Below are 22,829 nucleotides of genomic sequence, written 5' to 3' on the forward strand. Positions count from 1 at the left end.
CCCTTTCCTGTTCTCCCAGAAAGTGCAAAACTGACGGCCATCAACAGCCTTATCAATCGAACGTTGTTTATATGAGTTCTTGAGATAACCGACTCTTTGCTTATACTTATTGCTTTTATGGCAGATATTTATCTCATATGACTGTTCATTTATCCAAACTGACTCGACGTCCGTTGTTACTTCTCCTGGGGTTGATCGTATCCGGTTGTGCAACCTATGCCGGGTTTAATCTCGACCAGATGTACGGCAAGCCTGCGCCTCAGAAAAGAATTCTGCCTGCTGAAACAAGCCTGGCTCAACGGTATCTCAATGAAGTCAAACCTTTGGTGGAGAATCGCTGCGTAGTTTGCCATGCCTGTTACGATGCGCCCTGTCAGTTAAAAATGTCCTCCGCCGAAGGCATAGACAGAGGGGCAAACAAAGAAAAAGTCTATCAGGGCACCCGTCTGATTGCTGCTAACACAACCCGTATGTTCGTGGACGCCCACAGCACTGAAGAATGGCGCAGGAAAGGATTTACAGCAGTACTTAACGAAAGAGTGCAAAGCTCAGAGGCCAATACGCAGCTCAGTGTAATCTCCAGAATGTTAATGCTGAAACAAACCCATCCCCTGCCTGATGAACAGGTACTGTCTGGCAACTGGGATTTCTCCCTGGACAGAAATGAGCAATGTCCAACCATTGAAGAAATGTCAGCTTACGAGCAGAGTTATCCTCTATGGGGCATGCCGTACGGGCTGCCTAAGCTAGCAGATGATGAAAACCAGATTCTTATGGACTGGATTGCTGCCGGTGCGCCGATGGCAACGCAATATGAGACGCCTCAGGCAGTAAAACCTCAAATAACGGAGTGGGAAGCTTTTCTCAATGCAGATGATTTAAAACATCAGCTTACCGCGCGCTATCTGTATGAGCACTGGTTTGTTTCGCATCTCTATTTTCCCGATGCTGAGCAATCAGCTGAGCACCCCCCATTTTTCAGGATTGTACGTTCACGCACAGCACCAGGAAAACCGGTAGATATCATTGCCACCCGTCGTCCCTTTGATGATCCTGGCGTTAAGCGCGTTTATTATCGAATCCTGCCGGTTCGGGAAACCATTATAGACAAAACCCATATGCCATTTGCCCTTACCGGCGAACGTATGGCTCGCCTGAAAGCACACTTCATTAAACCAGACTATACAGTGAGCGCCTTGCCCGGTTATACCCCGGAGCTTGCTGCTAACCCCTTGCTCGCCTTTGAGCAGTTGCCTGTTGGTGCCCGTTACCGGTATATGATCGACAATGCTCAGCACACTATCATGGGGTTTATCAAAGGTCCTGTCTGTCGGGGTCAATTAGCTCTGAATGTTATCAATGACAGGTTCTGGGTTGTCTTCGTCGATCCAGATATCGCTGACTCACCGCAAGTGGCAGCCTTTTATGCCACTCAGGCCGATAATCTTCGCTTGCCGGCAGAGAAAAACAGCACCACCCTGCCACTGCATAATTGGGTGACATACTCAAAACAACAAGGACGGTTTCTTAAGGCAAAAAATGCCTATCTCAATGATGCTTTGAAAAATGGCCAGCATCTGACGACCGATTTGATCTGGGATGGAGATGGCACCAACGACAACGCTGCCCTTACTATTTTCCGCCATTTTGACAGCGCAACCGTAGTTAAAGGCTTGGTGGGTGAACACCCCAAAACCGCTTGGGTGCTTGACTATTCACTGATTGAGCGTATCCATTATCTTCTCGTTGCCGGGTTTGATGTGTACGGCAATTTTGGCCACCAGTTACTGACCAGGATGTATATGGATTTCCTGCGTATGGAAGGTGAGTCAAACTTCCTGTCGCTCCTCCCTCCTGCAACGCGTCGTGCGGAACTTGCCAACTGGTATCAGGATTCGAACCAGAGCCTGTTGCATTATCTTGAAGGTGATATCAACGACTTCTCACAGCCGTCGGGTATTGAGTATAAAACGTCAAATCCCAAAGCCGAGCTGTTGGGAATGCTGCAGACCAAGCTCAAAGATGTCGATCAGAATAACACCCGTTATTCACTGGACAATGTGCAACTCAGTAAAGCGAGTCTCAATCAGTTACGTGCTTTAGCCCGGATACAAGGTCGCCAGGCCACGCTGTTTCCTGAACTGACCTTTATCATGATTGAGCCAGCAGAGCCAAATACACCACCGCAGTTGCTGACCCTTGTGCGTAACAGCGCGCACAAAAACATTTCAAGTCTGTTCGACGAGGAGAAAAACCGATTACCGTCTAACGATAATCTGACACTGGTTAACGGTTTGCTTGGCAGTTATCCAAGCGCTTTCTGGCATATCAGAGAAACTGATCTGCCGGATATTGTTTCGCAAGCGAAGAGAATCTACAGTGAGCAGGATTACCGGGCACTGTTGAATAACGTCGCCGTACGTCGAACTAATCCTGCCTTCTGGGCATTCAGCGATAAGTTAAATCAAATCAATCGCCAGTACAGGCCAATTGAAAGTGGCTTGCTGGACTATAACCGCCTGGAAAACCGTTAATTCAATACGGTTTCTGAACCGGCCCAAGTGAAGCGCCCTAACGTTGATCCACAACGCTGCAGGCTCACTTCACCTGGGCCGGTTTTTCTTGTTGAAGCCTGAAATGGTACACTCACCCTACAGGGGCAAAGATCCCATATTAAGCAATGTAAGCAGAGAATTATCATGCAAGGTACATTAAGTAAAATGCGTTCATCGCTTGGCGATGTCGTCAGTTATCAACTGCTGGTTGGAGACCAAACCCTCGATCTGAACCCGTTGATTGGTCAGCACCTGCAACTCACGTTCAGCGGCAATATTTTCTGTGATGCCTGCGGAAGAAAGACGAAAAAGAGCTATTCGCAAGGCCATTGCTTTCCGTGTATGAAAAAACTGGCTCGCTGTGACATGTGTGTAATGAAGCCTGAAACCTGCCACTATGCGCAAGGTACATGCCGGGAGCCTGAATGGGGTGATTCACACTGTATGGTGCCTCACTATGTTTACCTGTCCAATACTTCAGGCCTTAAAGTTGGGATCACCCGTCATAGCCAAATTCCGACCCGTTGGATTGATCAGGGGGCCACACAGGCTTTACCTATACTAAAAGTGAAAAACCGTCATCTTTCCGGGTTAGCTGAAGTTGCCTTAGCTGAATTTATTGCCGATAAAACCAACTGGCGAGCAATGCTGAAAGGAGATGCAGCGTCGATCGATTTGACCGCGGAAGCAGAAAAACTGCTGCCAGCGATTGAGGAAAAGCTACAGGATTTGTTACTGCATTTTGGAGCAGATTCCATTGAACGTCTTAATCAGGACATAGTCGAGATTGCTTACCCGGTTAGCTTGTATCCAAAGAAAATACAGTCGCACAATTTCGACAAAGAACCTGTTGTTGAAGGGATTTTACTTGGTATCAAAGGGCAATATCTGATATTCGACACTGGTGTTATCAATGTGCGTAAATTCACCAGCTATGAAGTCTCAGTTCAGACAAGATCTGCGTAATCGCACTGAGCCAGGCAGTTTATGGCTGCCTGGCTCGCTGTCATCAAGACTGTGTCTAACCGCACATCTTCATTTCTTCTTTTTAGGCTGAACAAAGTCACGGGTTGAATCGACAATCGCCACGTCTTTTGTGAAATTCTCACCAAGCACAACATCTTTACCTTCCACCAATGCAAAATCGGTTAGTGCGTTAAGATCACCCAGAATGGTTCTTACCTGGACAATGGCTGATTTAGTGTCCTCTTTTCCCGACCACCGGGTCACGGGTAATTCGAAGTCCATACCGCGAGCAGTAAATTTGACCCATTCATTGCCATCACGCTCGAAAGGAACCAGTGAGGTCACACCAAGAGTCGATGCTTTTTGTTCCTGGTTAATCCGTACTTTCACGAACTGCTTTGCCGGACTCAGCCACACCCACTCGTGCTGACCCAGGATCAACTTGCCATCGCGCGTTTTCACTTTCTTTGGCTTCGCCTTAACGGCAGGGGGCTGAGTGTTAGCTGTTTGAGGCGTGGTTTCAGCAGGCGTGACAACAACCGGTACGGACGGAACCACCTTAGCCGATTCAGATTGCTTCTCCGGCACTGACGTTATGGATTTATCAGTTTGAGCCACATCCACACTCTGATCTGAGGTCTGAGTCGAAGGAGAAGACACACAACCCAACAGAAGAGATATTACAAACAAAAAGAGCAATTTTTTCATACGGCTGCCACTAAAGATCGAGAATACGCGCATATTGTAAACAATTTGGCGACATCTCTCAAAATATCCTGCCAGTCCTTTTAGATAAGCCATGGTATTCCTGCAGTTTATACATGAAGCTTTGCTCATCATACCAGCCGATATTTGATGCATGTTTTGCATCGTCCCAGAGGCTTAAATACCAGCGCCGCATTTCATAACCTTCGGCAAGGGGATATTTCGCCACATAACGAGCAATGAGATCCAATTCAGGACGAATATCATTTAAATGGAACACATCAAACTCCCGATGCTTGATGCCGGCATCGGCAGGATCAAGAATTGCCGCCACTTTAAACGTCTTTGCATCAAAAAGGACATTCGCTAAATGACAATCATCATGCACAAAAGATGGCTTTTCATTCATGGGTTCCAATACATGCTGACGGTCATCCCAGAGTTTTTCGAAATGATTTTTCAGCTCCGTTGAGAAAGGGGATTCTCTGTCTGATACGTACTGAAATACCGGGTCCATCCATATTTCAAATGCAGGTATTATCTGGGAGTCATACTTATTCTCTGCTATTTCAAATCCCTCATCATGGGGTTGATTGTGCATATTAATAAGAATGTCTGTAAAATGTTCAGAAAATACCTTCAGTGCATGTCCTTCATTCGGTAGTTCATTTGCCGGGACACCCTCCACCCACTCCATAACAATAAATTCATTCCCATCTTCACAGCCAAAAAATAAAATTTCAGGCACTTTACAATCGACCATTGATCTTAAGCGATTAAGAGAATTAATTTCCTGACTCAGCCGGCCAGCCTGCCGGCAAAATTTGATAACCACTCGTCGTTTCTCTGTAGCAAGAAATGCAACCCAACCATAAAAAGTAGATTGCAGGTTACAAAAATCAGGGCAACTGCTAAACAGAGCACGAAAAGCGTTAACCGCAATTCTGTTAAGTTGAGGTTCTTGCATAGATATCCTTTCTTATAGCCACATCAATAAATAGCTAATCTGCAAGCTCTAAATACATCGAAAAATCAAATGTAATCATTCGATTTTGTAGAAAAATGATCAGATATAAAAGCCATTAAGCTTAACTTCGCGATATATCCCCCAAAAAAGGTAAAAGTATGGCTAATAATTATAAAAAGGAAATAATCTCTAATTACGATGAGAATCAATGGCAATACCCATACAATCTGACAGGGCTTTAAGTTGTGCATCATCATCCAAATGTATTGACCATTGCACGCCACTCCCTGTTGCTGTAATGATATTTGGTTGTCTTAGCAACCGGATATCATCGGCCCTTGCCTGCAAAGTCACTTTACCCGTCCCTTCAAGACGAATAACCAACTCATGCTGATTAGCTACAATCCTACCCTGGCTGAATGTCAGAATCATGCTTCGTCCTTCTTTTTATGTTTTAGTACCGCCATAGTTAACCGGCTTGTACACACAAGATTATCCCGCTCATCGGTGATAGTAATTTGCCAGACTTGAGTCGTTGCCCCTAGGTGTACAGGGCTGGCCGTTCCTTTAACAAAGCCAGTACGAACAACACGTACATGATTGGCATTGATATCAAGACCCACACAGTACTTATTGTCACTGACACACATGTTAGCAGCAATCGACCCCAGAGTTTCAGCCAGAACGACCGATGCTCCACCATGCAACATACCAAAAGGCTGGTGAGTTCTTGAATCTACTGGCATTATTGCCGTCAAGCTATTGTCATCAAAGGCACTGTATTCGATGCCGAGGTGTTGAACCAGGGTGTTCACTGAGGTTTGATTTAAGTCGTTAAGATCAAATTTCTTTTGCCAAATCGACATTGCGATTCCTTATAACAAGCTAGACTGCGCCAGCATAACATCTATATAAATGACTGATAAGCAATGTACAGGATGGCATATACTAAAAAGCGAGGAGTGAGAACTATGATTGCATTTCGCCATTTACCCGTTACCAGTTTGCTGGCAAGTGCGTTACTGCTGGCTGCTTGCAGTAATTCACCCACTGGCCGGCAACAGGTACTGCTGTTCTCTGAACAGGACATGTCGCAACTGGGCGCACAGTCATTTGAAGAGATGAAAACAAAGGAAAAGATCAATACTGATCCTCAGGTTAACACCTATGTTCAGTGTGTCACTCGCGCTTTAACTGCATCGCTTGGCCGCCAGCCAGAAGCACCAAGCTGGGAAGTGGTGGTATTCGACAGTGATCAGGTGAACGCCTTCGCGCTGCCCGGCGGAAAAATCGGCGTGTATACCGGCCTGCTGAAAGTCGCAAAGAATCAGGATCAACTCGCAACTGTTATCGGCCATGAAATTGGTCACGTCCTTGCCAAACACAGCAATGAGCGCTTGTCCCGCTCACAGTTAGCCAACCTTGGTTTGCAAATTTCCAGTGTCGCCCTCGGTGGCACTGAGTATCAGGAAATGGCCATGGCCGGGCTCGGGCTTGGTGTACAGTACGGCATTCTGATGCCTTATGGCCGTGCGCAGGAATCGGAGTCCGATATCATTGGGCTGCGAATGATGTCACAAGCCGGTTTCGATCCGAATCAGAGCGTGGCGCTTTGGCAAAACATGAGCAAAGCCAGCGGCGGCGGGCAACCTCCGGAAATACTGTCAACCCACCCTTCCCATGCATCACGTATTGATGATTTACGGCGTGAAATCGGCCGTTTGCCCGTTTCAACGGCAACACATCCCAACTGTAAAGCACCAGTCTAACTATCAAGGCATCGCAAATAGCGATGCCTTTCTGTACTGACGGCTTACAGATATCAACAATCAGCAATTATTTTCTTAAAGTGCGTTCCATGCATCGCCTGCTGCCCAACCCGTGCCAGGAGCATACGGTCCCCCTGAATTACACCAGTTGCTGTTCGGGTAGGGCCGGCACTGATATCTCATCCCATCGGTCCCCAAAACAATAGTGCCTGCACCATATTGGCCCAGCCCCTCAGGATAAGCGTAATCGTAACTGCCTCCGTTCTGGCTGCCATCAGCGCTGAGTACAGATGCCTGGACCACCGCCTCAATTGCGGATTGAGAGTGATGAGCAATAAGAGACAACGTCACTTTCGCATTTCCGGGTGTACCCGCACCGAACTCTACCAGCACACTACAGCTTTGGTGCTGATTCAAAGAAGCCGAGGAACAAGTATCACTGATAATAACAGCTTGCTCAGCAACCCCCGCCTCCAATATATTCACACGTGTAATGTTTGCTTGGGACAAGCCTGTATTTTTAAATGTAAAAGCATGGCTTACCCGCTCACCTACAGTGAAATCAGCCAAGTTTGTAATTGCATCATAAGCCAGTGAAGGGGTATCAACCTGACCGCCAATCACACTGTCAACCCACTCTCTTAGCGCAGCAATATCAGTATAAACACCATACTGACCTGGTCTCGCACATCCAATCCCCCAACTAACAATTCCCAATTGAATTATTTGGTTATTGTGTTTCACAATGATGGGACCGCCACTGTCGCCCTGGCATGAATCTTTTTGGCCTTGCGGATAGCCGGCACAAAAGTTGTCGATGCCGACATTCTGATAACTGCCCCCACTTTGTTGGCAAACGTGATCACTGACGAGAGGCACTGTCACTTCTTGCAAGATTGTCGGGCTGATACCGCCTTCCGAGAGCCGTCCCACGCCAGCAACTCTCAAATCATCACCTTCAATCACATATTGATGCAAACTGCCCGTAGCAATATCAACCGCAGGCGCATTCACATCATTATCCAGCTTAAGCACTGCGATATCATAGCTTAATGTACTGCGAACGTACTGAGGATGAATATGAATCTGGCTGACATTGGCACGAAGTCCATCCGTGCCATTATATTGATGTGCCCCAACTTTTACCGCTAAATCCCCCGGCAAATCGCCATCAACGCAATGCGCCGCCGTTAATACGTATCCGCCACCTAAATAACTTGCCCCGCAAAATGATCTGTTACTAAAGCGACTAGTTATCTGCGTAAAGAAGCGCCAGTCCTGGCTGATTGCATCAACGCCCCCTACAATTCTCGGTTCATATACTCGCTCAGAACCAGGATCGACAGCGGCAGAATATGCAGGAAACACCGTAAAAGCGTATAACGCTGTTAGTGTGAAAGTGACTTTCCATTTGTTCATAAGTAATCCTCAATTTACGTTTTTCACCAAAAAGCGTACCAAGTTGCATACAGTGATGACGTTGATGGATTACAGCATTTAATGCTTGTGCCTTATTGCACTTCTGGAATTGATGTTCAAGCTAAAATGTAATTGAGCGATAATGCACTAATTTATTTCCTTCATTAATCACATTACTTTTCCCATTTAAAGAAAAAGCCTTCGGCTAGCGAAGGCTTTCAATGGAAATAATTTATTTAACTATTTGGCACTACTGGCTGACATACCAGGCATATAAGCTTCTACCCGCCGGTTTTGCGCTCGTCCTTCTTCAGTGTTGTTCGTTGCAATAGGATCCCGCTCGCCAAATCCTTTAATCTCAATTCTGTCCATACCAATACTGAAGTAGCCCGCCAGATAGCCAGCGACTGCTGCTGCCCGTTCTTCAGACAGTTTCTGATTATAAGCCGATGTACCTGAAGCATCTGTGTGGCCAATTACCTGAAGTTTACTGTCAGGATAATTCACTAAACGATCGGCAATGGGTTGCAGGCGCGTGATATCTTCTTGCGTTAACTGACTACTGTCAAAGTTAAACGGCAATGCCACCCGAAGTGGCTGGATAGTCGCAGCAGGTAAAGGCGCGGGCTCTGGCAGCGGAGCCGCCTCTTCAACAACTGCCGCGGCCGCTGGTGCTCCCCAGTGATAAACCAGGCTCAAACCGTAGAAATGAATATCTGCCTTACCAGGCTCACTGCGCCCAACCTGATTGTAATATTGATATTCTAAGCGTGTTGATACGTTGGGATTCATATAAAACTCAGCCCCAACCCCTGCAGTGCCCGATGTACCACTATCATCTGCACCATTTACCGTGTTATCGACATTAAAGAAAAAACCGCCCGCTTTGGCATACAAGTCAACAACATCTGTTACAGGCCATGTCAGCTTGGCAACTAAATCCAAACCATAAGCTTCAAAGCCACCACTGCCTAAATCATAATCGGCTTCACCAAGGTAGGTGTAACCACCCTCTAAACCAACCGAAGAAGAGAACTGATATCCCAGAAAAACGCCTCCACCCCAGTCATCTTGCCCGTAATCACTTTTCTGGCCATCAATAGCACCATCAAAATTGTTGAAATGTGTGCCACCCACTCGGGCGCCGAAATACCACGGATTCTCTGTCGCGGCGACAACTGAACCAGACAAAAAAATCGCCAACGGAACAAATTTGATTATTCGAATCATAAAATTTTCCTTGTTATTAGTTCACCACTACCTCTAAGGGTTTAGTCAGGAATGTCAATTTTGGCAAGGTTATAAGCAGGTTATAGCGCGCCTATATCTTTATTAAGACATTCAGCTGAAGCGATTTTTAAGCATAATCTGTGACAAAAACCCTAAAATGGGTCTTTCTTGGTCATTCAAGTCAAAAAAATACCACTGACAGCAGGTAAATCCGCAAGGTGTCGGGTCAGGCTTTTATCAATCATGCAGATTGGCAACTTAACCCTGAATATGCGCCTACACGCACAACGTTTACATTGTAAATTCACACTGACAGAAAAATGAACAATCAATGAGTTTGTTTATGTTCACTGTTTCAAACGGAGCGCCAGACAAGTAAAATGTCCGGCATGAGAACTAATTACAAAAATGTTGAATTTACCGCTGATGACAACTGAAACTGGCACAAACAAACCTTTTAGCCATCTGAAAATTGGGGTTATTGGCGGCGGAATGGCAGGTTCTACCATTGCACTTCGGCTTGCCGAGCAAGGTTTCTCTGTCAATCTTTTCGAGGAAGGGCCAAGCCTGGTTAATGGTCCTCCTATCTGCCACTTACACGCAGGTGGCAATCTGTATCGTGACATTTCAGATGAGCAGTGTCTCCAACTGCTGACACAGTCTGTCGATACGTTAAGAGTCTATAAACACAGCGCTAATATTCGCCCCACAGTCATCGCGGTTCCGAAACAGGATCCCGGCCATCCCGACTTATTGCTTCCCCGGCTGACTTTGCTTGAACAACACTATAAAGCCTTGGTTCAGATTGATGCAGCAAATGCGGTATTGGGCGAGCCGGATGATTATTTCCGTCTCTATTATCGCGAAGATCTGGAAAGACTGGCTCAACGTGAAATGCCCGACCGTGCGACAGCGCCTGACGATTGGATGGTTCCGGTCGCAAAACACCTTGACCTGGATAATTTCAAATTCCCCATCGTACTTGTTCAGGAGTACGGCGTAAGTGTCTTTCGTTTAGCCGCCACTGTCACTCTGGGACTGGATGCGCTTCCCAGCAGCCAGGTCAGAACACATACCAAAGTCACCCATATAGAGCAGGATAGTCAGACCCATAAATGGCAAATTACTTACCGTTCTCTGGGTGAAGGCAGTAGCGTTTACAACAGCCACAAAGAGGAAGTGGACTATCTGATCAATGCGTGCGGTTACCGAACCGGTACCTTAGACGATATGGCGCATTATAAACGTAAACGTTTAGTCGAATTTAAAGCGGCCTATGTTACCCGGTGGGAAGACAGCAAAGCAGAATGGCCTGAAATTATTTTCCATGGTCAGCGTGGCACCCCGCTGGGAATGGCTCAGCTTACTCCCTACCCGGACGGCTACTTCCAATTACACGGTATGACAGAAGACATTACGCTCTTCAAAGACGGCCTGGTCAGCAGCACTGAACACAGTGCTCAGCCTGTTTTAAATCCGCTATACAAAAATATGCTGAGAAACGGCTGGCAGCCCAGTGATATAGAACAACGAACGCACAGGGCCATCGCGCATATTGCCAAACATCTGCCAGCGTATAAAACAGCCAGTGTCGGCGGCCCGCCACTGTTTGGGGCGCAACAGATTCCGGGGGACGATCCCTCTCTTCGCGCTGCCGATGTCTCGTTTGATGGATACCGCTATGCCCGCACCGAGATCGTTAAAGCGTCCTCTGCATTAACCGCCGCAGAGATCATCATTAAAAAGCTGGTAGAAGACGGATTGATTACCGCTGAACAAAGCGGCCTGACATTGCCTCTGGAAGCTCGCTTTACAGTGACGCAGCAGCTTAGCGCTGCCACTATCACCAAAAAAGCCGAGGTATTAGCGAGCGCTCGTCAGTTTCCAGTTGCTCTAGCTTTGCCGGTTGGCTAAACCTTATCTGGCGGCACAGTGAAAACCAGACAACAACAGCTCCGGTATCTTCTTGATGCCGGTTTTATTCAGGCAGAATTGACAGGTCATTGCAGTCAGGCGGCAAAAATACGGCCAGCCAAATGGTATTCGCGCCGGGAGCCGTCCAGCTGACCCGGTGACGGCAGTGTGCAGGAAGGTAGATACTCTGGCCTTCACGTAACCGAACGGGCAAACGGCCATCATCGAATGCCAGCTCGGCGGCACCCTGAATGACCATCACCCATTCATCTTCATTTTGATCGTACCACTCGTCAGGTGGTGTTTGGTGGCCACGTGAGATGATTCGCTCAATACGTACATCAGACGTATTAATCAGAGTCTGAAACAGCTCTTCCGGCAGGTTATCTGGTATGTCTGAAAACACATCCTGAATGCTCAGGTTGCCAGGTTGACACTTGTTGATCGTCATGAACATCACTCATCTTTTGGCAATGTAACATTGATTTTCTCATTCAGTTCATCAAGTTCGTTCTGAAGCGCCGTTCGTTCCACTTCAGCTTCAGCCACTTTAGATAATTTTGCTTCATAACGATCACAATCAGCCTGAGAAACCCAGTTCCAGCTCTTGCCGGATTTAAACTCGTCGCACGGCTTTTTGAACTCTTCTGCAACACGCCGCGCTTGTTTCACATCAGCCTCCACCTGGCTGAGCTGTTTTTGCAGACCTAGCTGCTGCTGGTACAACGCTTTAGAGTTGGACAGTACAGTCTGCTGTTTTTGGGTTGCTTCAGTCAGCGTCTCTACTTTGGTGTCTAATTGTTTTTTGGTCACAACCAGCTGCTTTTTCTGTTGCTTAAGGGCCGCCATTTGTTTTGCGTGCTCTTCACGTACTGAAGATAGTTCCAGCGTTCTTTGCTCAAGTTGCTGCTGTAACTCTTCAAATTCAATCGCTTTTTGAGTTTCCATTGACGCCATCGCTTCTAACCGCGTGCTCAGGCTTTGTATTTGCTCCGCCTGCTCAGTGTTTATCTCACGAAGGTTGTCCATTTCCGCAACCGTTGGCTGATGCTGAATGTGCCCTATTGCCGATGCCAGTAGCATTCCTGCGATTAAACCGGCAACCAGAGTCACTTTCCAGTTCGACATCAACTCCATTCCTTTCTCCTAACAAACTACCCAGTTCAATACATGATTACGCATCGATAACCAGCCCAATATACCCAAATGACGGCAAGAGCCCTGGGTAGCTAAGTGGCATAGACACAAATTACCACAATCGATGCGAACCGATGTCAGAACTATATCAAGCTTCATTGAGGCTTCATTCGCAAAGTCTATGATAGCGATAGAAAATTAGCTATTCAGAATCACATTCCTGCCGCACTCTGTCGCTTTTCCCCTCGGAATAAAACCTGGATATGACAGTGTCCGGTTACTTTTTGCCCTTGTAGCCCCCGGAGGAAACTAACATGAAGCAATCTGAGTTGGCGATGATCATCACCTTAATGCTGAGCCCAATCAGTTATGCCAAAGAAACAGTAACAATGAGAGCAACTTCAGCTGTCTGGCAGGATGACTCGTTTCTGCTCCCTTTGGGTACAAGAATCACCGATTATTGGGTCAGCGAGAAATTAGATGGCATTCGCGCTCACTGGAATGGCCAGCAGCTACAAACCCGGACAGGGCACGTTATTCATGCACCACAGTGGTTCACGGCTGGTTTGCCTGATGATGTGTTAGAAGGTGAATTATGGGCCGGAAGAGGCGCTTTTCATCTGGTCTCACAAACAGTGCTGGACGCATCGCCAAACCGTGAGCAATGGGAAAAGATCCGATTCATGGTCTTTGATGCCCCCGTATATCCTGGTTCATTTGATGAACGCCGGCGCCATGTAACCGCACTGGTCAATGCATCAAATCATCCATACATCAACATCATAGAGCAGCGAAAACTGGCCTCAATAGCCATGGTAAAGAACTGGCTGTCGGAAATAGAAGCCGATGGCGGTGAAGGAATAATGTTACACCATGCTTCGCAGCCCTATGTCGCAGGCCGGTCAGACAGCTTAGTGAAAATAAAACGCTTCGAAGATGCGGAAGCCATCGTTGTTGGTTACGAGCCAGGGAAAGGGAAATATCAGGGGTTAATGGGGGCACTTTGGGTAAAGATGGATGCTTTGCCGCCCTTTAAAATCGGTACGGGTTTTTCAGATGCAGATCGTGCCGTTCCCCCTGAAATCGGAAGTATAGTCACCATCAGATATAACGGATTTACACATAACCAGATCCCTCGTTTTTCCCGATATCTGCGTACAAGACCGTCATCGACTCTGTGATACACAGATGTAAAAAGGGCTTACTCAGTGGTAAGCCCTTGGCGGTATTACTGCATCTTGAAAATCTGGTTAGCTTCAAGATTAGTCATGCGCCGGATAGAGCGCCAGACATAATAAAAGATACCGAACATCATCAGCATGGAAGGAATCGCGATCATCGGATAACTCAGCAGCGTCATTTCACCCAGCTCTTCATTAAATGCTTCTGACCCTGCCGGGCTGGTTACTATGGTGGTGGCCAGTACGTAATTCATTATTGAGGAAAACACAAACGTACTGGCAAACAAATAATTAGACTGTGCCAGACACTTATTGAATTCGGTTAGTTTGCCATTTTGTGTCAATTTCTCTTTAATCAGCGAGAGATTCAGAACGGCATCGTTGAAAATCATTTTGGTTACAACTGGGTACTTAGTGAATGTAGAGACAAACACCACAAGCCCAATTAAACCAGGAATCAACGCTTCTTTAATTGCAAGCCATTGATTATCAAGTTCAAGTAAACCTATTCCACCGGTCAGTAGTACACTGACAAAGCCCAATAACGAAATGAAGTTAAACTTCTTGTGCTTGATCAGTTCATAGCCACCCAGCACAATCGGGAAAGCCAGTGCCAGTATCAATGCATTAACAGGGCCCAGTTGTTCCTGGCCACTCAGCTTCATCAGTACCACAGACGGTACGATGACATTGAAGATAAGATCAGTAAGAGGATTCGATTTTTTTTCAGTCATGGTTTTTCAGGTACGTTTCAATATCGGGTCATTGTTCCGTCATTTACCCACAATGTAAAGATGAAACAAGTTACAAGGCTTTTCGCTTTGGTCGGCTTCACCAAACTATTTTAGCTTATGGGGCAGACAAAATACCAAACCGACTTGACTTTATGGTCAGATAGAACCATGTTCTGCCCTATAACCACAGAGCAATCACCGCTAAACTTTTCATGTAAAAGCACATAACGGTGAATTTAAGATAAGGACATTCCTATGCTGGATCGCAATAAAACCGCGCTGGTGATCGTTGATGTTCAGGGAAAGCTGGCCAGCCTGATGTCAGACAGTGATACCCTCTATCAAAACCTGTCAGTCATGGCTCAAGGGGCAAAAGCCCTTCAATTACCTGTCATCTGGTTAGAGCAGTTACCCGATAAGCTTGGGCCCACTATTCCGCAGATTGCTGAGCACCTCACTGATCAGACGCCCATTGCCAAAAATTGTTTCAGCGGTTGCCAGTCGATCGACTTTATGGACGCTTTAGTTTCCACTGGTTGCAAGAACGTGCTGCTGGTCGGGATAGAAGCGCACATTTGTGTCTATCAAACCGCCATGGATTTACTTCGTAAAGGCTACCACGTAGAAGTCATTTCTGATGCTGTCTCTTCACGGAATGCGGCGAACAAAACAGTCGCCCTGAATCGTATGCAACAAGCAGGTGCCTCAATCTCGTGCACAGAAATGGTACTTTTTGAGTTACAAGGCGTCGCTGAAGGCGAAAGCTTCAGGCAGATCTTAAACCTCATCAAATAATTAAGTCACAAAGTTGACATTAATTGCACGGATAAATTGATCCCGGATTCAATGCAGGCTATCTTATTTTCATAAAAAAAATAAGATAGCCATAGGTTAATCTCCTCCTCTGCATTCTCGGAGTCCGGCCCATGTACGCCATAACCCACATCAGCGTGTTTGATGGCAGCACGATTGCTGAAGATCAAGCCATTTTTATTGACAGAGATACCATCTCTGCCGTCATGCCCATGTCGCAAGCCAAGTCCCGGCAATTACTCCCGACCGACTGTCTGGACGGGACTGGTTTACTGGCCACCGCAGGCTTCATAGACATTCAGCTAAACGGTTGTGGCGGCGTCTTGCTAAACACAGACATTGCCAAATCCACCCTGGATACCATGAATGCCACTAACCTTCGCTACGGTACCACCCAATATCTTCCCACTTTTATTACCAGTGAAGCCGAACCGCTTAACGCAGTCATTCAGTTGATCGAAAGCATTGATACCCCGGAATCTGAAGGAGTGCTGGGGCTGCATTTAGAAGGCCCTTTCATCAACCGCCAAAAGAAAGGGGCCCATCAGGAACAATGCATCAGGGATCTTGATGAAGAAACTGCTGAGTATCTCATTCGCCATGCCCACTGCATAAAAGTGATCACACTGGCGCCTGAGTCTTGTGAGCAATCAGTGATTAACCAGCTGACAGAGGCGAACATTATAGTGTCTATGGGCCATACCAATGGCCGGTACACCGACTACACAGCCAAACACGGCATCAGTATGGCCACACATCTGTTTAATGCGATGAGTCCACTGGATTCTCGTGAGCCAGGTGCTGTCGGCTATATCTTTGATCGCAAACCCCATGCCGGCATTATTGTTGATGGCATTCATGTGAATTACGCCTCAATCAGAATCGCCCACCAGCTTCTGGGAGAGAAACTTTTTATGGTCACCGATGCTGTGACACCAGCGGGTACTGACCTCAAAGAGTACGATATGGCTGGCACCAAGGCCTATGTCACTGACGGTAAATGCCATTATGCCGATGGCACCATTGCCGGCGCGGCCATTACCATGATTGAAGGTGTGCATAATCTGATTAATCATGTGGGTGTCAGCAAAGAAGAGGCATTGCGGATGGCAAGCCTGTACCCGGCCAAAGCTCTGGGACTGGATGCACACTATGGAAGAGTCAGAACAGGATATAAAGCCAATCTGGCATTACTGACTGCGGATCTGCAAGTAAAAGGCACGGTTCAGATGGGGTTACGGCATCACGTTTAAAGCGATGGCATGCAATGTTCGCGGAGTGACAAGACAAAGGGCCACTTATCTGTGGCCCTTTCTGCATTATGCGTTGGCAAATTTGAGCGTTTCAAGCCGGGTAAGTTGATATTCACGCAACTTGAAGTAGCCGTAAGTCGCCACAATAGAAAAGAAAAGGTATGACAGAGCAAATACCAGAGGTGAGTTAATCACCTGATTTTCCAGTCCCCACATTACCCCAGCGACAGTAACACCCATTTTCGCCATTAACCCGGTTAGCAGCAGCATGAATGCCAATTGAGGATAACGTGTTGCCCGGAATGCCAGCCAGTAGGCCGTGCCTACCGCCAGAGACGCTATACCAAAGCCGGCCATAAATGAATGAAGATGCTCCCCTGAGAAAACACCGGCAACAACCGATACAGCCAGAATGATCAAGAACTTCATAAGAACCTCACTCATAAACCCGACGTTAATGACAATGGGCGCCAATTCTTTCACCGGATCGCCCTTTTGCGGCTATTGTTTCAGGTTTCACAGAGGTTTAACAGTGGTCGTTCCTCTAAGCATTGTTACTAAAATGTTTCATTTTCAGCCAGTTACATTCTGAAACATTATAAACACCTAACAGAAAACAACTTCCCGCCAAAAGTTACAAAATAGTTAACAACTCAAGCAGCAGCAGGATATTGCTGCAAAGGCCATATCTTAAAAATAAAATTCAGAATTTGAGTAATACTGCCATGAAAGATCAATATCATACCGCCGTCTTTCACATGAAAAGCAGCATCTAATACTGAATTTTCACTTTAGAGCCCAACAAAGTGAAAAGTGTGACAAACCTTAAGTACGAACAGCCAGCAACGGTAAAAAACAAGATTGATGCGCTTTTCTTTTGACGCATTCACTATGAAACTGGGATGTTGCTCTTACCTTTGTAACCTTCGTTAGGAATATTGGCTACCTCTCTCTATAATTTGCTGAAATTCAGAACAAAAACCACATTTACGGGCATTTTATGACGACCATTCTTGATGCAGTCGATCTTCGTACACAGCTTGTTGGAGAGAACCGCCTTGAATTGCTGATTTTCCGGCTTCATTCTGCTCAATTATTTGCGATTAACGTGTTCAAAGTGCGTGAAATCGTCAAACAACCTCACCTGCACTCGCTGCCAGGCAGCCATTCCAGTGTCTGTGGCGTCGCCAACATTCGCGGACAATCGATTCCAATCATTGATTTACGAAAAGCTATTGGTGTAAGAGCAACGGAAGAGAACACTGAAACCAACCTCATCATTACTGAATACAATCGAAGCGTTCAGGGCTTTCTCGTCGGACAGGTCATGAACATTGCCAATATGACCTGGCAGGACATTCAGCCGCCACCCAGCCAAGTCGGTAAAAACAATTATCTTACCGCCATTACAAGAATTAAAAGAGAAGGTGTTGAGAGGCTGGTCAGCATCATCGATGTCGAAAAGGTGCTGGCTCAGATCGTGTCATACAACACAGACATTTCTGACGATATTCTCGATCAGCATTTAGTCAGTCAGTTTCATGGACGCAAGATTCTGATTGTTGACGATTCCTCAACCGCGAGAGCACAAATCAGGGACACCCTTTCGCAACTTGGTCTGGAAATCATTGAAGCCATTAATGGGCAAAAAGCATTGGATATTCTCAAAGGCTGGTGTGATGAAGGAAAAGAGGTAAATCACGAGATCCTGATGATGTTCACCGATGCCGAAATGCCGGAAATGGATGGTTATCGCCTGACTCACGAAATCCGCAGTGATGAGAGGATGAAAGATCTGTTCATTGCACTAAACACCTCACTCAGCGGAAGCTTTAATCAGGCAATGGTCGATAAAGTTGGCTGCGACCGTTTCATTTCTAAATTCCAGCCGGATCTTTTGGTTGAAGTCGTCCAGGACAGACTGAGAGCAGCTTTAAAGCAGCCCGTGTAATTCGCCACGGGCTTACTCACGACGTTTGGCAGACAAAGGTTAAAAGGCGCGTAGTCTTATCAGCAATACACCAGACTCAAATGCAGTAATGTCAGCTTCAGCAGTGCTCTCGGCCAGGAGTCAGGGGCCTGTTCAACCCGACTCCCCTGACACTCAGCCAAATTACTGATTAGGTGAAAGACTATCCATATCTTGCCAGATACCATCACTGAACCCCTTCGCCTCGATCTGATGACTGACTGACAATGTGCGATCATCGCTTTTCATTGCCAGCTGCATAGTAAATAACACCAGAACCGCTATCGGTATTAAGCAACTGCTGAGCGTAAACTGAGCTGTCGATGCCATACATCCCCCTTAATGCGACTGCGCTGTCTGAACCGGTCCCTGCTGGCTACGCAAAGTGACGCGGCGGTCAAAAAAGTCGTACTCCCAGCTTTCATCCATTTTAAGCGGCTCTTCTTCGCCATAAGCAATGGTGACAATTTGCAATGGGTTCGCGCCCCGAGATTCCAGGTAATCCCTGACGGCAGTCGCACGCTCTTCAGAAAGAACCTGGTTACGCTCCGACCCGCCACGGCGGTCTGCATAGCCTGATAATTCCCAGTTTATTTCTGGCGATTGCTTCATCAGCTCTGCAATTTCATCCAGCTGAGCCTGAAAATGGGGCTCAATCACTGTCGAACCGGTCCGAAAATGTACGTTCATTGCCAATGCCATATCATGCTTCTGCTGTGTCTCGCGCAGGCTGGCCATTTCATGCTGCATTTCCTGGTAGCTGTTCAGAACAGGCTCCAGCTCGGCATTACGCTCATTCAAAGCAACAATGGTTTTCTGCTGCTCACTCAAACGCGCTGTCTGGTTGGCGATATAACCTTCCTGGCCAACGGCTGTACCCATAATCCCGCCGACCATTGCACCAATAACAGCACCGACCGGACCACCAACCAGACCGCCGACTGCGGCACCGGAACCCATACCAATCCATTGTTCTTGCTGGGCAACCGGCTCAGTGTTTGCCGTGCTCTGCTGGCCCGCATGAACCTGAGTGCTGACACCCATCACCGCTGTGGCAACCAAAAGGGAAAGAGCCTGTTTTTTCATCATGTTGTTCATCTGATTTTCCTCATCATTTCTGTGTTATCCGAACAAGCATCTGAGGCCGTTAATGCAGCTCTCGTTTGCCGATGAGAGAATTAAAACAAAGTGTTCAGGCAATAAGAGGGAGAGAAAAAGGCAATGTGCTGATCAAATGTGGCAACATTATGGCAATTGGCTTTGAAGGCGGATTTGCACTTTTTTAGCCTGCCAGTTCAGGTATAGTCAGTTTTCTCCAAGGTGAATGATGAAGCAATCAATGAAACATATAGCCATTGTTGAAGACGAAGCGGCAATTCGGGAAAACTACATGGATGTGCTGAGAAAGCACGGTTACAAAGTGCAGGGTTACGCAGACCGCCAGCAAGCCCAGCAGGCGTTCGAACTCAAACTGCCCGATCTGGCCATCATTGATATCGGCTTAGGCCATGAAATCGATGGCGGATTCGCACTTTGTCAGTCGTTACGCGCCCTGTCTCCCACTGTACCCATCATTTTTCTGACTGCACGTGACAGCGACTTCGATACGGTGTGCGGACTGCGGATGGGGGCAGATGACTATCTCACCAAAGACATCAGCCTGCCCCATTTAATGGCAAGAATTGCCGCGCTATTCCGGCGCAGTGAGCTGATGTCTGCCCCCGCCACAGAAGAGACACTGCTGCACAGGGGAGCTTTGACCATTGACCAGAACAAAATGCAGATCTTCTGGCAGGAGCAACACATTGATTTGACTGTGACAGAGTTCTGGATGGTGTACGCGCTGGCGAAACGTCCGGGCCATGTCAGAAGTCGTCAGGATTTGATGGAGGATGCCCACGTCGTGGTCGATGACAGTACCATCACGTCTCATATCAAGCGGATACGCAAAAAGTTTGCCCAGCATGATGCCGACTTTGATCATATTCATACTGTCTACGGAATGGGATACCGATGGGGAGCCTGACAGCACGATTTACCGCAGGTCTTCGCGTAAAGATAGTTATCATCGCCAGCCTGTTGCTCACCCTGCCCTGGTTCGGGTATCGGTTTGTTCTCGAAATGGAAAAACTGCTCCGTCAGGGGCAAGAGCAAACTCTGATTGGCACAGCCAGAGCCATTGCCACCGCGCTGAACGAACGGCCTGCGCTGTTCAGCCAGCAAGCCAGTTTTCTGCCTCGTGTTCAGCATGGCCGCGATTTATACGTCTATGATTTGCCCGGTTCAATTACCATTGACGGAAGCCTCGCAGACTGGCCAGAGGATCTTGATGCCAAGATGCATTACTACGGACGTCAGTATGTCCGATTCAGCCAGCGCCCTTACCAGCAGGGGCAAACCGATTTCTATCTGATTGCCGGGCGACACAGCCAGCAATTTTATGCCGCCATGAAAGTGAAGGACAGGCACACCGTTTTGCGCCGTGCTAACAGTCATCAGGTCGACAGGAACGATCATCTGATATTGGCACTGACAACCCCACAGGGTGAGTTCGAACGTTATCTGATTGCACTTGAACAAGATGGCCAGACTTCAGCCTGGATGATCACCGATGAGCTTGACGAACCAAACCTGATCTCTGCCACGAACCTGATTACAGCGCAGTGGCAACCAAGGCAGGATGGCTACTCACTGGAAATCAGCATGCCCTTGTCACAGCTCGGCCAACGGCTGTCGGTGTCTGTTTATGATGTTAACCACGATACCCACCGTGATGTTGAGACCATCATAGGCACAGCCAACAGCAAAACGGCGGCAAATTTGGGTACAGTGCTGCTGCCCTCACCGGACATTGAGCGCATAGTCAAAGGCATGGGGCACAGCAGTTCGCGTATCTGGGTATTGGACAGACATCAGCGTGTGTTAGCGCAATCTGGCGACATTCAGCATTCAGACGGGGTGTGGGCAACATCTGTTCGTTATGATGAAGAGGAATATGGTTTAGGCTCCTGGCTGGATCAACACCTGCTGCGCCCGCTTTATTACACCTTTCTCTTATCAGAGCCCGCCCCGTTCGACGACAAGCCCGCCGATCCCGCACTGATCACAGGCGTCAATGTTGATCAAGCCTTGCAGGGACGCGGTTACGCCCACTGGCGGCCATCAAGTGACGGCAAAGCAATGATTCTGTCCGCCGCCTACCCCATCTGGCTGGATGACAAAGTGATGGGAGCCGTGGTCGCCGAAGAGTCAACCCAGGGAGTTCAGACCCTGAAAAACCGGGCTCTGGAACAACTCTTCAACGTGTTACTGGCGATCATCATCATCGCTGCCATTATTCTTTTCCTGTTTGCCTCAAGCCTCTCAGGCCGTATCCGGCGGTTACGCGATCAGGCAGAGCAATCGATAGATGCTCAGGGCCGGATTCGCGAAGCAATCACTGCGTCATCGTCAAAAGATGAAGTTGGTGATTTATCCCGCAGCCTGGCAAGCATGGTTAACCGGCTCGGACAATACAATCATTACCTGGAAAACCTGTCTTCGCGGCTGTCACACGAGCTGCGCACACCCGTTGCCGTCGTCCGCTCTTCACTGGATAACCTTTCTATGTCCAGCCTCAATCATGATGAACAGCGCTATATCGAACGGGCGCAGGAAGGTATCAGAAGACTGAGCACGATTTTATCGAGCATGACAGAAGCGACCCGTATCGAACAGAGCCTACAAGGTGCAGACATGGAAGAGTTTACGCTAAATGACTTGATCAGCGGCTGTATGCAAGGTTATCAGTTCGCCTTTGCTGAGCAAGACTTCCATGTGCAGGTGCCGGACACCCCGGTCCGTATCACAGGTGCCCCCGACTTTCTGGCTCAGCTGCTGGATAAACTGATAGCTAACGCTGTTGAATTCAGCCAACCGAACAGCCAGATTGACGTCACACTGTCACAAACTGACAAGCACGCCACTCTGACTGTCAGCAACCAGGGGCCGCTATTACCGGATGATATGGCCGACCAACTGTTACATTCAATGGTCTCGGTACGCAGTCAGGCACATCAGGACAAACCACATCTCGGTCTGGGTCTGTATATTGCACGGTTGATCGTGGATTATCACGCAGGGCAAATCGCAATCAAAAACCGCCATGATTGTTTGGGTGTCACTGTCGCCGTTACTCTGCCATTGAATGCGGCAACGAATACCTGAGTTTATTCCGG

Annotated in this window: 22 protein-coding genes; 10 read left to right on the forward strand and 12 right to left on the reverse strand. The window is 47.5% G+C overall.

Annotated elements, in window-relative coordinates:
* Positions 1-137: 137 nt before the first annotated feature.
* Positions 138-2,534: a fatty acid cis/trans isomerase gene (locus L6J37_RS16510; protein ID WP_237795933.1), complete on the forward strand. Its 2,397-nt coding sequence runs from the start codon at positions 138-140 to the stop codon at positions 2,532-2,534.
* 165 nt (positions 2,535-2,699) lie between these two features.
* A complete protein-coding gene (locus tag L6J37_RS16515) occupies positions 2,700-3,521 on the forward strand; it encodes a DUF2797 domain-containing protein (RefSeq protein WP_192013931.1) in 822 nt (273 codons plus the stop codon).
* Between the two features lie 69 nt (positions 3,522-3,590).
* Here L6J37_RS16515 and L6J37_RS16520 read toward each other — a convergent pair whose 3' ends face one another.
* The 4 genes from L6J37_RS16520 to L6J37_RS16535 all read right to left on the reverse strand — a co-directional run bounded on the left by L6J37_RS16520 (position 3,591) and on the right by L6J37_RS16535 (position 6,059).
* Complete coding sequence (locus tag L6J37_RS16520; RefSeq protein WP_237795934.1) at positions 3,591-4,322, reverse strand: putative ATP-dependent zinc protease; 732 nt, start codon at positions 4,320-4,322, stop codon at positions 3,591-3,593.
* Positions 4,288-5,193, reverse strand: a complete 906-nt coding sequence (locus tag L6J37_RS16525) for a phosphotransferase (protein WP_237795935.1) — start codon at positions 5,191-5,193, stop codon at positions 4,288-4,290. The genes L6J37_RS16520 and L6J37_RS16525 overlap by 35 nt, the downstream gene beginning before the upstream one ends.
* A 189-nt stretch (positions 5,194-5,382) precedes the next feature.
* Positions 5,383-5,625, reverse strand: coding sequence for a DUF3389 domain-containing protein (locus tag L6J37_RS16530; RefSeq protein ID WP_192013934.1), 243 nt, complete (start codon positions 5,623-5,625; stop codon positions 5,383-5,385).
* Positions 5,622-6,059, reverse strand: coding sequence for a hotdog fold thioesterase (locus L6J37_RS16535; protein WP_192013935.1), 438 nt, complete (start codon positions 6,057-6,059; stop codon positions 5,622-5,624). The genes L6J37_RS16530 and L6J37_RS16535 overlap by 4 nt, the downstream gene beginning before the upstream one ends.
* A gap of 105 nt (positions 6,060-6,164) precedes the next feature.
* On the opposite strand from L6J37_RS16535, the gene L6J37_RS16540 reads away from it, so the two are divergent.
* On the forward strand, positions 6,165-6,962 hold the full coding sequence (locus L6J37_RS16540; protein WP_237795936.1) for a M48 family metallopeptidase: 798 nt from the start codon (positions 6,165-6,167) through the stop codon (positions 6,960-6,962).
* A gap of 75 nt (positions 6,963-7,037) precedes the next feature.
* On the opposite strand, the gene L6J37_RS21440 is transcribed toward L6J37_RS16540, so the two are convergent.
* Both L6J37_RS21440 and L6J37_RS16550 read right to left on the reverse strand, forming a co-directional pair.
* Positions 7,038-8,381 carry a S1 family peptidase gene (locus L6J37_RS21440; protein ID WP_330872805.1) on the reverse strand — a complete coding sequence of 448 codons (1,344 nt, stop codon included), beginning with the start codon at positions 8,379-8,381 and terminating at the stop codon, positions 7,038-7,040.
* A gap of 240 nt (positions 8,382-8,621) precedes the next feature.
* Entirely contained in the window at positions 8,622-9,611 is a 990-nt protein-coding gene (locus L6J37_RS16550; RefSeq protein WP_237795937.1) for an OmpA family protein, read from the reverse strand.
* A gap of 426 nt (positions 9,612-10,037) precedes the next feature.
* On the opposite strand from L6J37_RS16550, the gene L6J37_RS16555 reads away from it, so the two are divergent.
* Positions 10,038-11,525, forward strand: coding sequence for an FAD-dependent oxidoreductase (locus L6J37_RS16555; protein ID WP_237795938.1), 1,488 nt, complete (start codon positions 10,038-10,040; stop codon positions 11,523-11,525).
* Between the two features lie 64 nt (positions 11,526-11,589).
* On the opposite strand, the gene L6J37_RS16560 is transcribed toward L6J37_RS16555, so the two are convergent.
* A complete protein-coding gene (locus L6J37_RS16560) occupies positions 11,590-11,976 on the reverse strand; it encodes a cupin domain-containing protein (RefSeq protein ID WP_237795940.1) in 387 nt (128 codons plus the stop codon).
* A gap of 5 nt (positions 11,977-11,981) precedes the next feature.
* On the reverse strand, positions 11,982-12,653 hold the full coding sequence (locus L6J37_RS16565; RefSeq protein WP_237795942.1) for a chromosome segregation ATPase: 672 nt from the start codon (positions 12,651-12,653) through the stop codon (positions 11,982-11,984).
* Between the two features lie 323 nt (positions 12,654-12,976).
* Between L6J37_RS16565 and L6J37_RS16570 the strand changes: the two genes are divergently transcribed.
* Positions 12,977-13,843 (forward strand): DNA ligase, encoded by an 867-nt coding sequence (locus L6J37_RS16570; RefSeq protein WP_237795944.1) that lies wholly within the window; start codon positions 12,977-12,979, stop codon positions 13,841-13,843.
* Between the two features lie 47 nt (positions 13,844-13,890).
* On the opposite strand, the gene L6J37_RS16575 is transcribed toward L6J37_RS16570, so the two are convergent.
* Complete coding sequence (locus L6J37_RS16575) at positions 13,891-14,577, reverse strand: VC0807 family protein (protein WP_027251102.1); 687 nt, start codon at positions 14,575-14,577, stop codon at positions 13,891-13,893.
* Positions 14,578-14,832: 255 nt separating this feature from the next.
* Between L6J37_RS16575 and L6J37_RS16580 the strand changes: the two genes are divergently transcribed.
* On the forward strand, positions 14,833-15,372 hold the full coding sequence (locus L6J37_RS16580; protein WP_237795947.1) for a hydrolase: 540 nt from the start codon (positions 14,833-14,835) through the stop codon (positions 15,370-15,372).
* A gap of 131 nt (positions 15,373-15,503) precedes the next feature.
* Positions 15,504-16,643 (forward strand): N-acetylglucosamine-6-phosphate deacetylase, encoded by a 1,140-nt coding sequence (gene nagA, locus L6J37_RS16585; protein ID WP_237795948.1) that lies wholly within the window; start codon positions 15,504-15,506, stop codon positions 16,641-16,643.
* A 66-nt stretch (positions 16,644-16,709) separates the two neighbouring features.
* Here nagA and L6J37_RS16590 read toward each other — a convergent pair whose 3' ends face one another.
* Entirely contained in the window at positions 16,710-17,072 is a 363-nt protein-coding gene (locus L6J37_RS16590) for an NADH:ubiquinone oxidoreductase (RefSeq protein WP_237795950.1), read from the reverse strand.
* A 571-nt stretch (positions 17,073-17,643) separates the two neighbouring features.
* On the opposite strand from L6J37_RS16590, the gene L6J37_RS16595 reads away from it, so the two are divergent.
* Entirely contained in the window at positions 17,644-18,594 is a 951-nt protein-coding gene (locus L6J37_RS16595) for a chemotaxis protein CheV (RefSeq protein ID WP_237795952.1), read from the forward strand.
* A gap of 162 nt (positions 18,595-18,756) precedes the next feature.
* Here L6J37_RS16595 and L6J37_RS16600 read toward each other — a convergent pair whose 3' ends face one another.
* Complete coding sequence (locus tag L6J37_RS16600; RefSeq protein WP_192013955.1) at positions 18,757-18,942, reverse strand: hypothetical protein; 186 nt, start codon at positions 18,940-18,942, stop codon at positions 18,757-18,759.
* A gap of 9 nt (positions 18,943-18,951) precedes the next feature.
* On the reverse strand, positions 18,952-19,710 hold the full coding sequence (gene pdsO, locus L6J37_RS16605; protein WP_237795954.1) for a sortase-associated OmpA-like protein PdsO: 759 nt from the start codon (positions 19,708-19,710) through the stop codon (positions 18,952-18,954).
* Positions 19,711-19,951: 241 nt separating this feature from the next.
* Between pdsO and pdsR the strand changes: the two genes are divergently transcribed.
* Entirely contained in the window at positions 19,952-20,638 is a 687-nt protein-coding gene (gene pdsR, locus L6J37_RS16610) for a proteobacterial dedicated sortase system response regulator (protein WP_192013957.1), read from the forward strand.
* Positions 20,626-22,818 (forward strand): proteobacterial dedicated sortase system histidine kinase, encoded by a 2,193-nt coding sequence (pdsS, locus tag L6J37_RS16615; protein WP_237795955.1) that lies wholly within the window; start codon positions 20,626-20,628, stop codon positions 22,816-22,818. Before pdsR ends, pdsS begins: the two co-directional genes overlap by 13 nt.
* Positions 22,819-22,829 lie beyond the last annotated feature (11 nt).

Origin of the sequence: Photobacterium sp. WH77 (assembly GCF_022014395.1) — a bacterium.
In the GTDB taxonomy this organism is placed as follows: Bacteria; Pseudomonadota; Gammaproteobacteria; order Enterobacterales; family Vibrionaceae; genus Photobacterium; species Photobacterium arenosum.

What these genes read in the sequence shown, in the direction of transcription:
- L6J37_RS16575 (WP_027251102.1), bottom strand. Translation starts at nt 14,577, where the DNA reads ATGACTGAAAAAAAATCGAATCCTCTTACTGATCTTATCTTCAATGTC.
- L6J37_RS16535 (WP_192013935.1), bottom strand. Translation starts at nt 6,059, where the DNA reads ATGTCGATTTGGCAAAAGAAATTTGATCTTAACGACTTAAATCAAACC.
- L6J37_RS16580 (WP_237795947.1), top strand. Translation starts at nt 14,833, where the DNA reads ATGCTGGATCGCAATAAAACCGCGCTGGTGATCGTTGATGTTCAGGGA.
- L6J37_RS16565 (WP_237795942.1), bottom strand. Translation starts at nt 12,653, where the DNA reads ATGTCGAACTGGAAAGTGACTCTGGTTGCCGGTTTAATCGCAGGAATG.
- L6J37_RS16540 (WP_237795936.1), top strand. Translation starts at nt 6,165, where the DNA reads ATGATTGCATTTCGCCATTTACCCGTTACCAGTTTGCTGGCAAGTGCG.
- L6J37_RS16590 (WP_237795950.1), bottom strand. Translation starts at nt 17,072, where the DNA reads ATGAAGTTCTTGATCATTCTGGCTGTATCGGTTGTTGCCGGTGTTTTC.
- L6J37_RS16570 (WP_237795944.1), top strand. Translation starts at nt 12,977, where the DNA reads ATGAAGCAATCTGAGTTGGCGATGATCATCACCTTAATGCTGAGCCCA.
- L6J37_RS21440 (WP_330872805.1), bottom strand. Translation starts at nt 8,381, where the DNA reads ATGAACAAATGGAAAGTCACTTTCACACTAACAGCGTTATACGCTTTT.
- pdsS (WP_237795955.1), top strand. Translation starts at nt 20,626, where the DNA reads ATGGGGAGCCTGACAGCACGATTTACCGCAGGTCTTCGCGTAAAGATA.
- L6J37_RS16600 (WP_192013955.1), bottom strand. Translation starts at nt 18,942, where the DNA reads ATGGCATCGACAGCTCAGTTTACGCTCAGCAGTTGCTTAATACCGATA.
- L6J37_RS16555 (WP_237795938.1), top strand. Translation starts at nt 10,038, where the DNA reads ATGACAACTGAAACTGGCACAAACAAACCTTTTAGCCATCTGAAAATT.
- L6J37_RS16530 (WP_192013934.1), bottom strand. Translation starts at nt 5,625, where the DNA reads ATGATTCTGACATTCAGCCAGGGTAGGATTGTAGCTAATCAGCATGAG.
- pdsR (WP_192013957.1), top strand. Translation starts at nt 19,952, where the DNA reads ATGAAACATATAGCCATTGTTGAAGACGAAGCGGCAATTCGGGAAAAC.
- L6J37_RS16560 (WP_237795940.1), bottom strand. Translation starts at nt 11,976, where the DNA reads ATGACGATCAACAAGTGTCAACCTGGCAACCTGAGCATTCAGGATGTG.
- L6J37_RS16595 (WP_237795952.1), top strand. Translation starts at nt 17,644, where the DNA reads ATGACGACCATTCTTGATGCAGTCGATCTTCGTACACAGCTTGTTGGA.
- L6J37_RS16510 (WP_237795933.1), top strand. Translation starts at nt 138, where the DNA reads ATGACTGTTCATTTATCCAAACTGACTCGACGTCCGTTGTTACTTCTC.
- L6J37_RS16550 (WP_237795937.1), bottom strand. Translation starts at nt 9,611, where the DNA reads ATGATTCGAATAATCAAATTTGTTCCGTTGGCGATTTTTTTGTCTGGT.
- nagA (WP_237795948.1), top strand. Translation starts at nt 15,504, where the DNA reads ATGTACGCCATAACCCACATCAGCGTGTTTGATGGCAGCACGATTGCT.
- L6J37_RS16515 (WP_192013931.1), top strand. Translation starts at nt 2,700, where the DNA reads ATGCAAGGTACATTAAGTAAAATGCGTTCATCGCTTGGCGATGTCGTC.
- pdsO (WP_237795954.1), bottom strand. Translation starts at nt 19,710, where the DNA reads ATGAACAACATGATGAAAAAACAGGCTCTTTCCCTTTTGGTTGCCACA.
- L6J37_RS16525 (WP_237795935.1), bottom strand. Translation starts at nt 5,193, where the DNA reads ATGCAAGAACCTCAACTTAACAGAATTGCGGTTAACGCTTTTCGTGCT.
- L6J37_RS16520 (WP_237795934.1), bottom strand. Translation starts at nt 4,322, where the DNA reads ATGGCTTATCTAAAAGGACTGGCAGGATATTTTGAGAGATGTCGCCAA.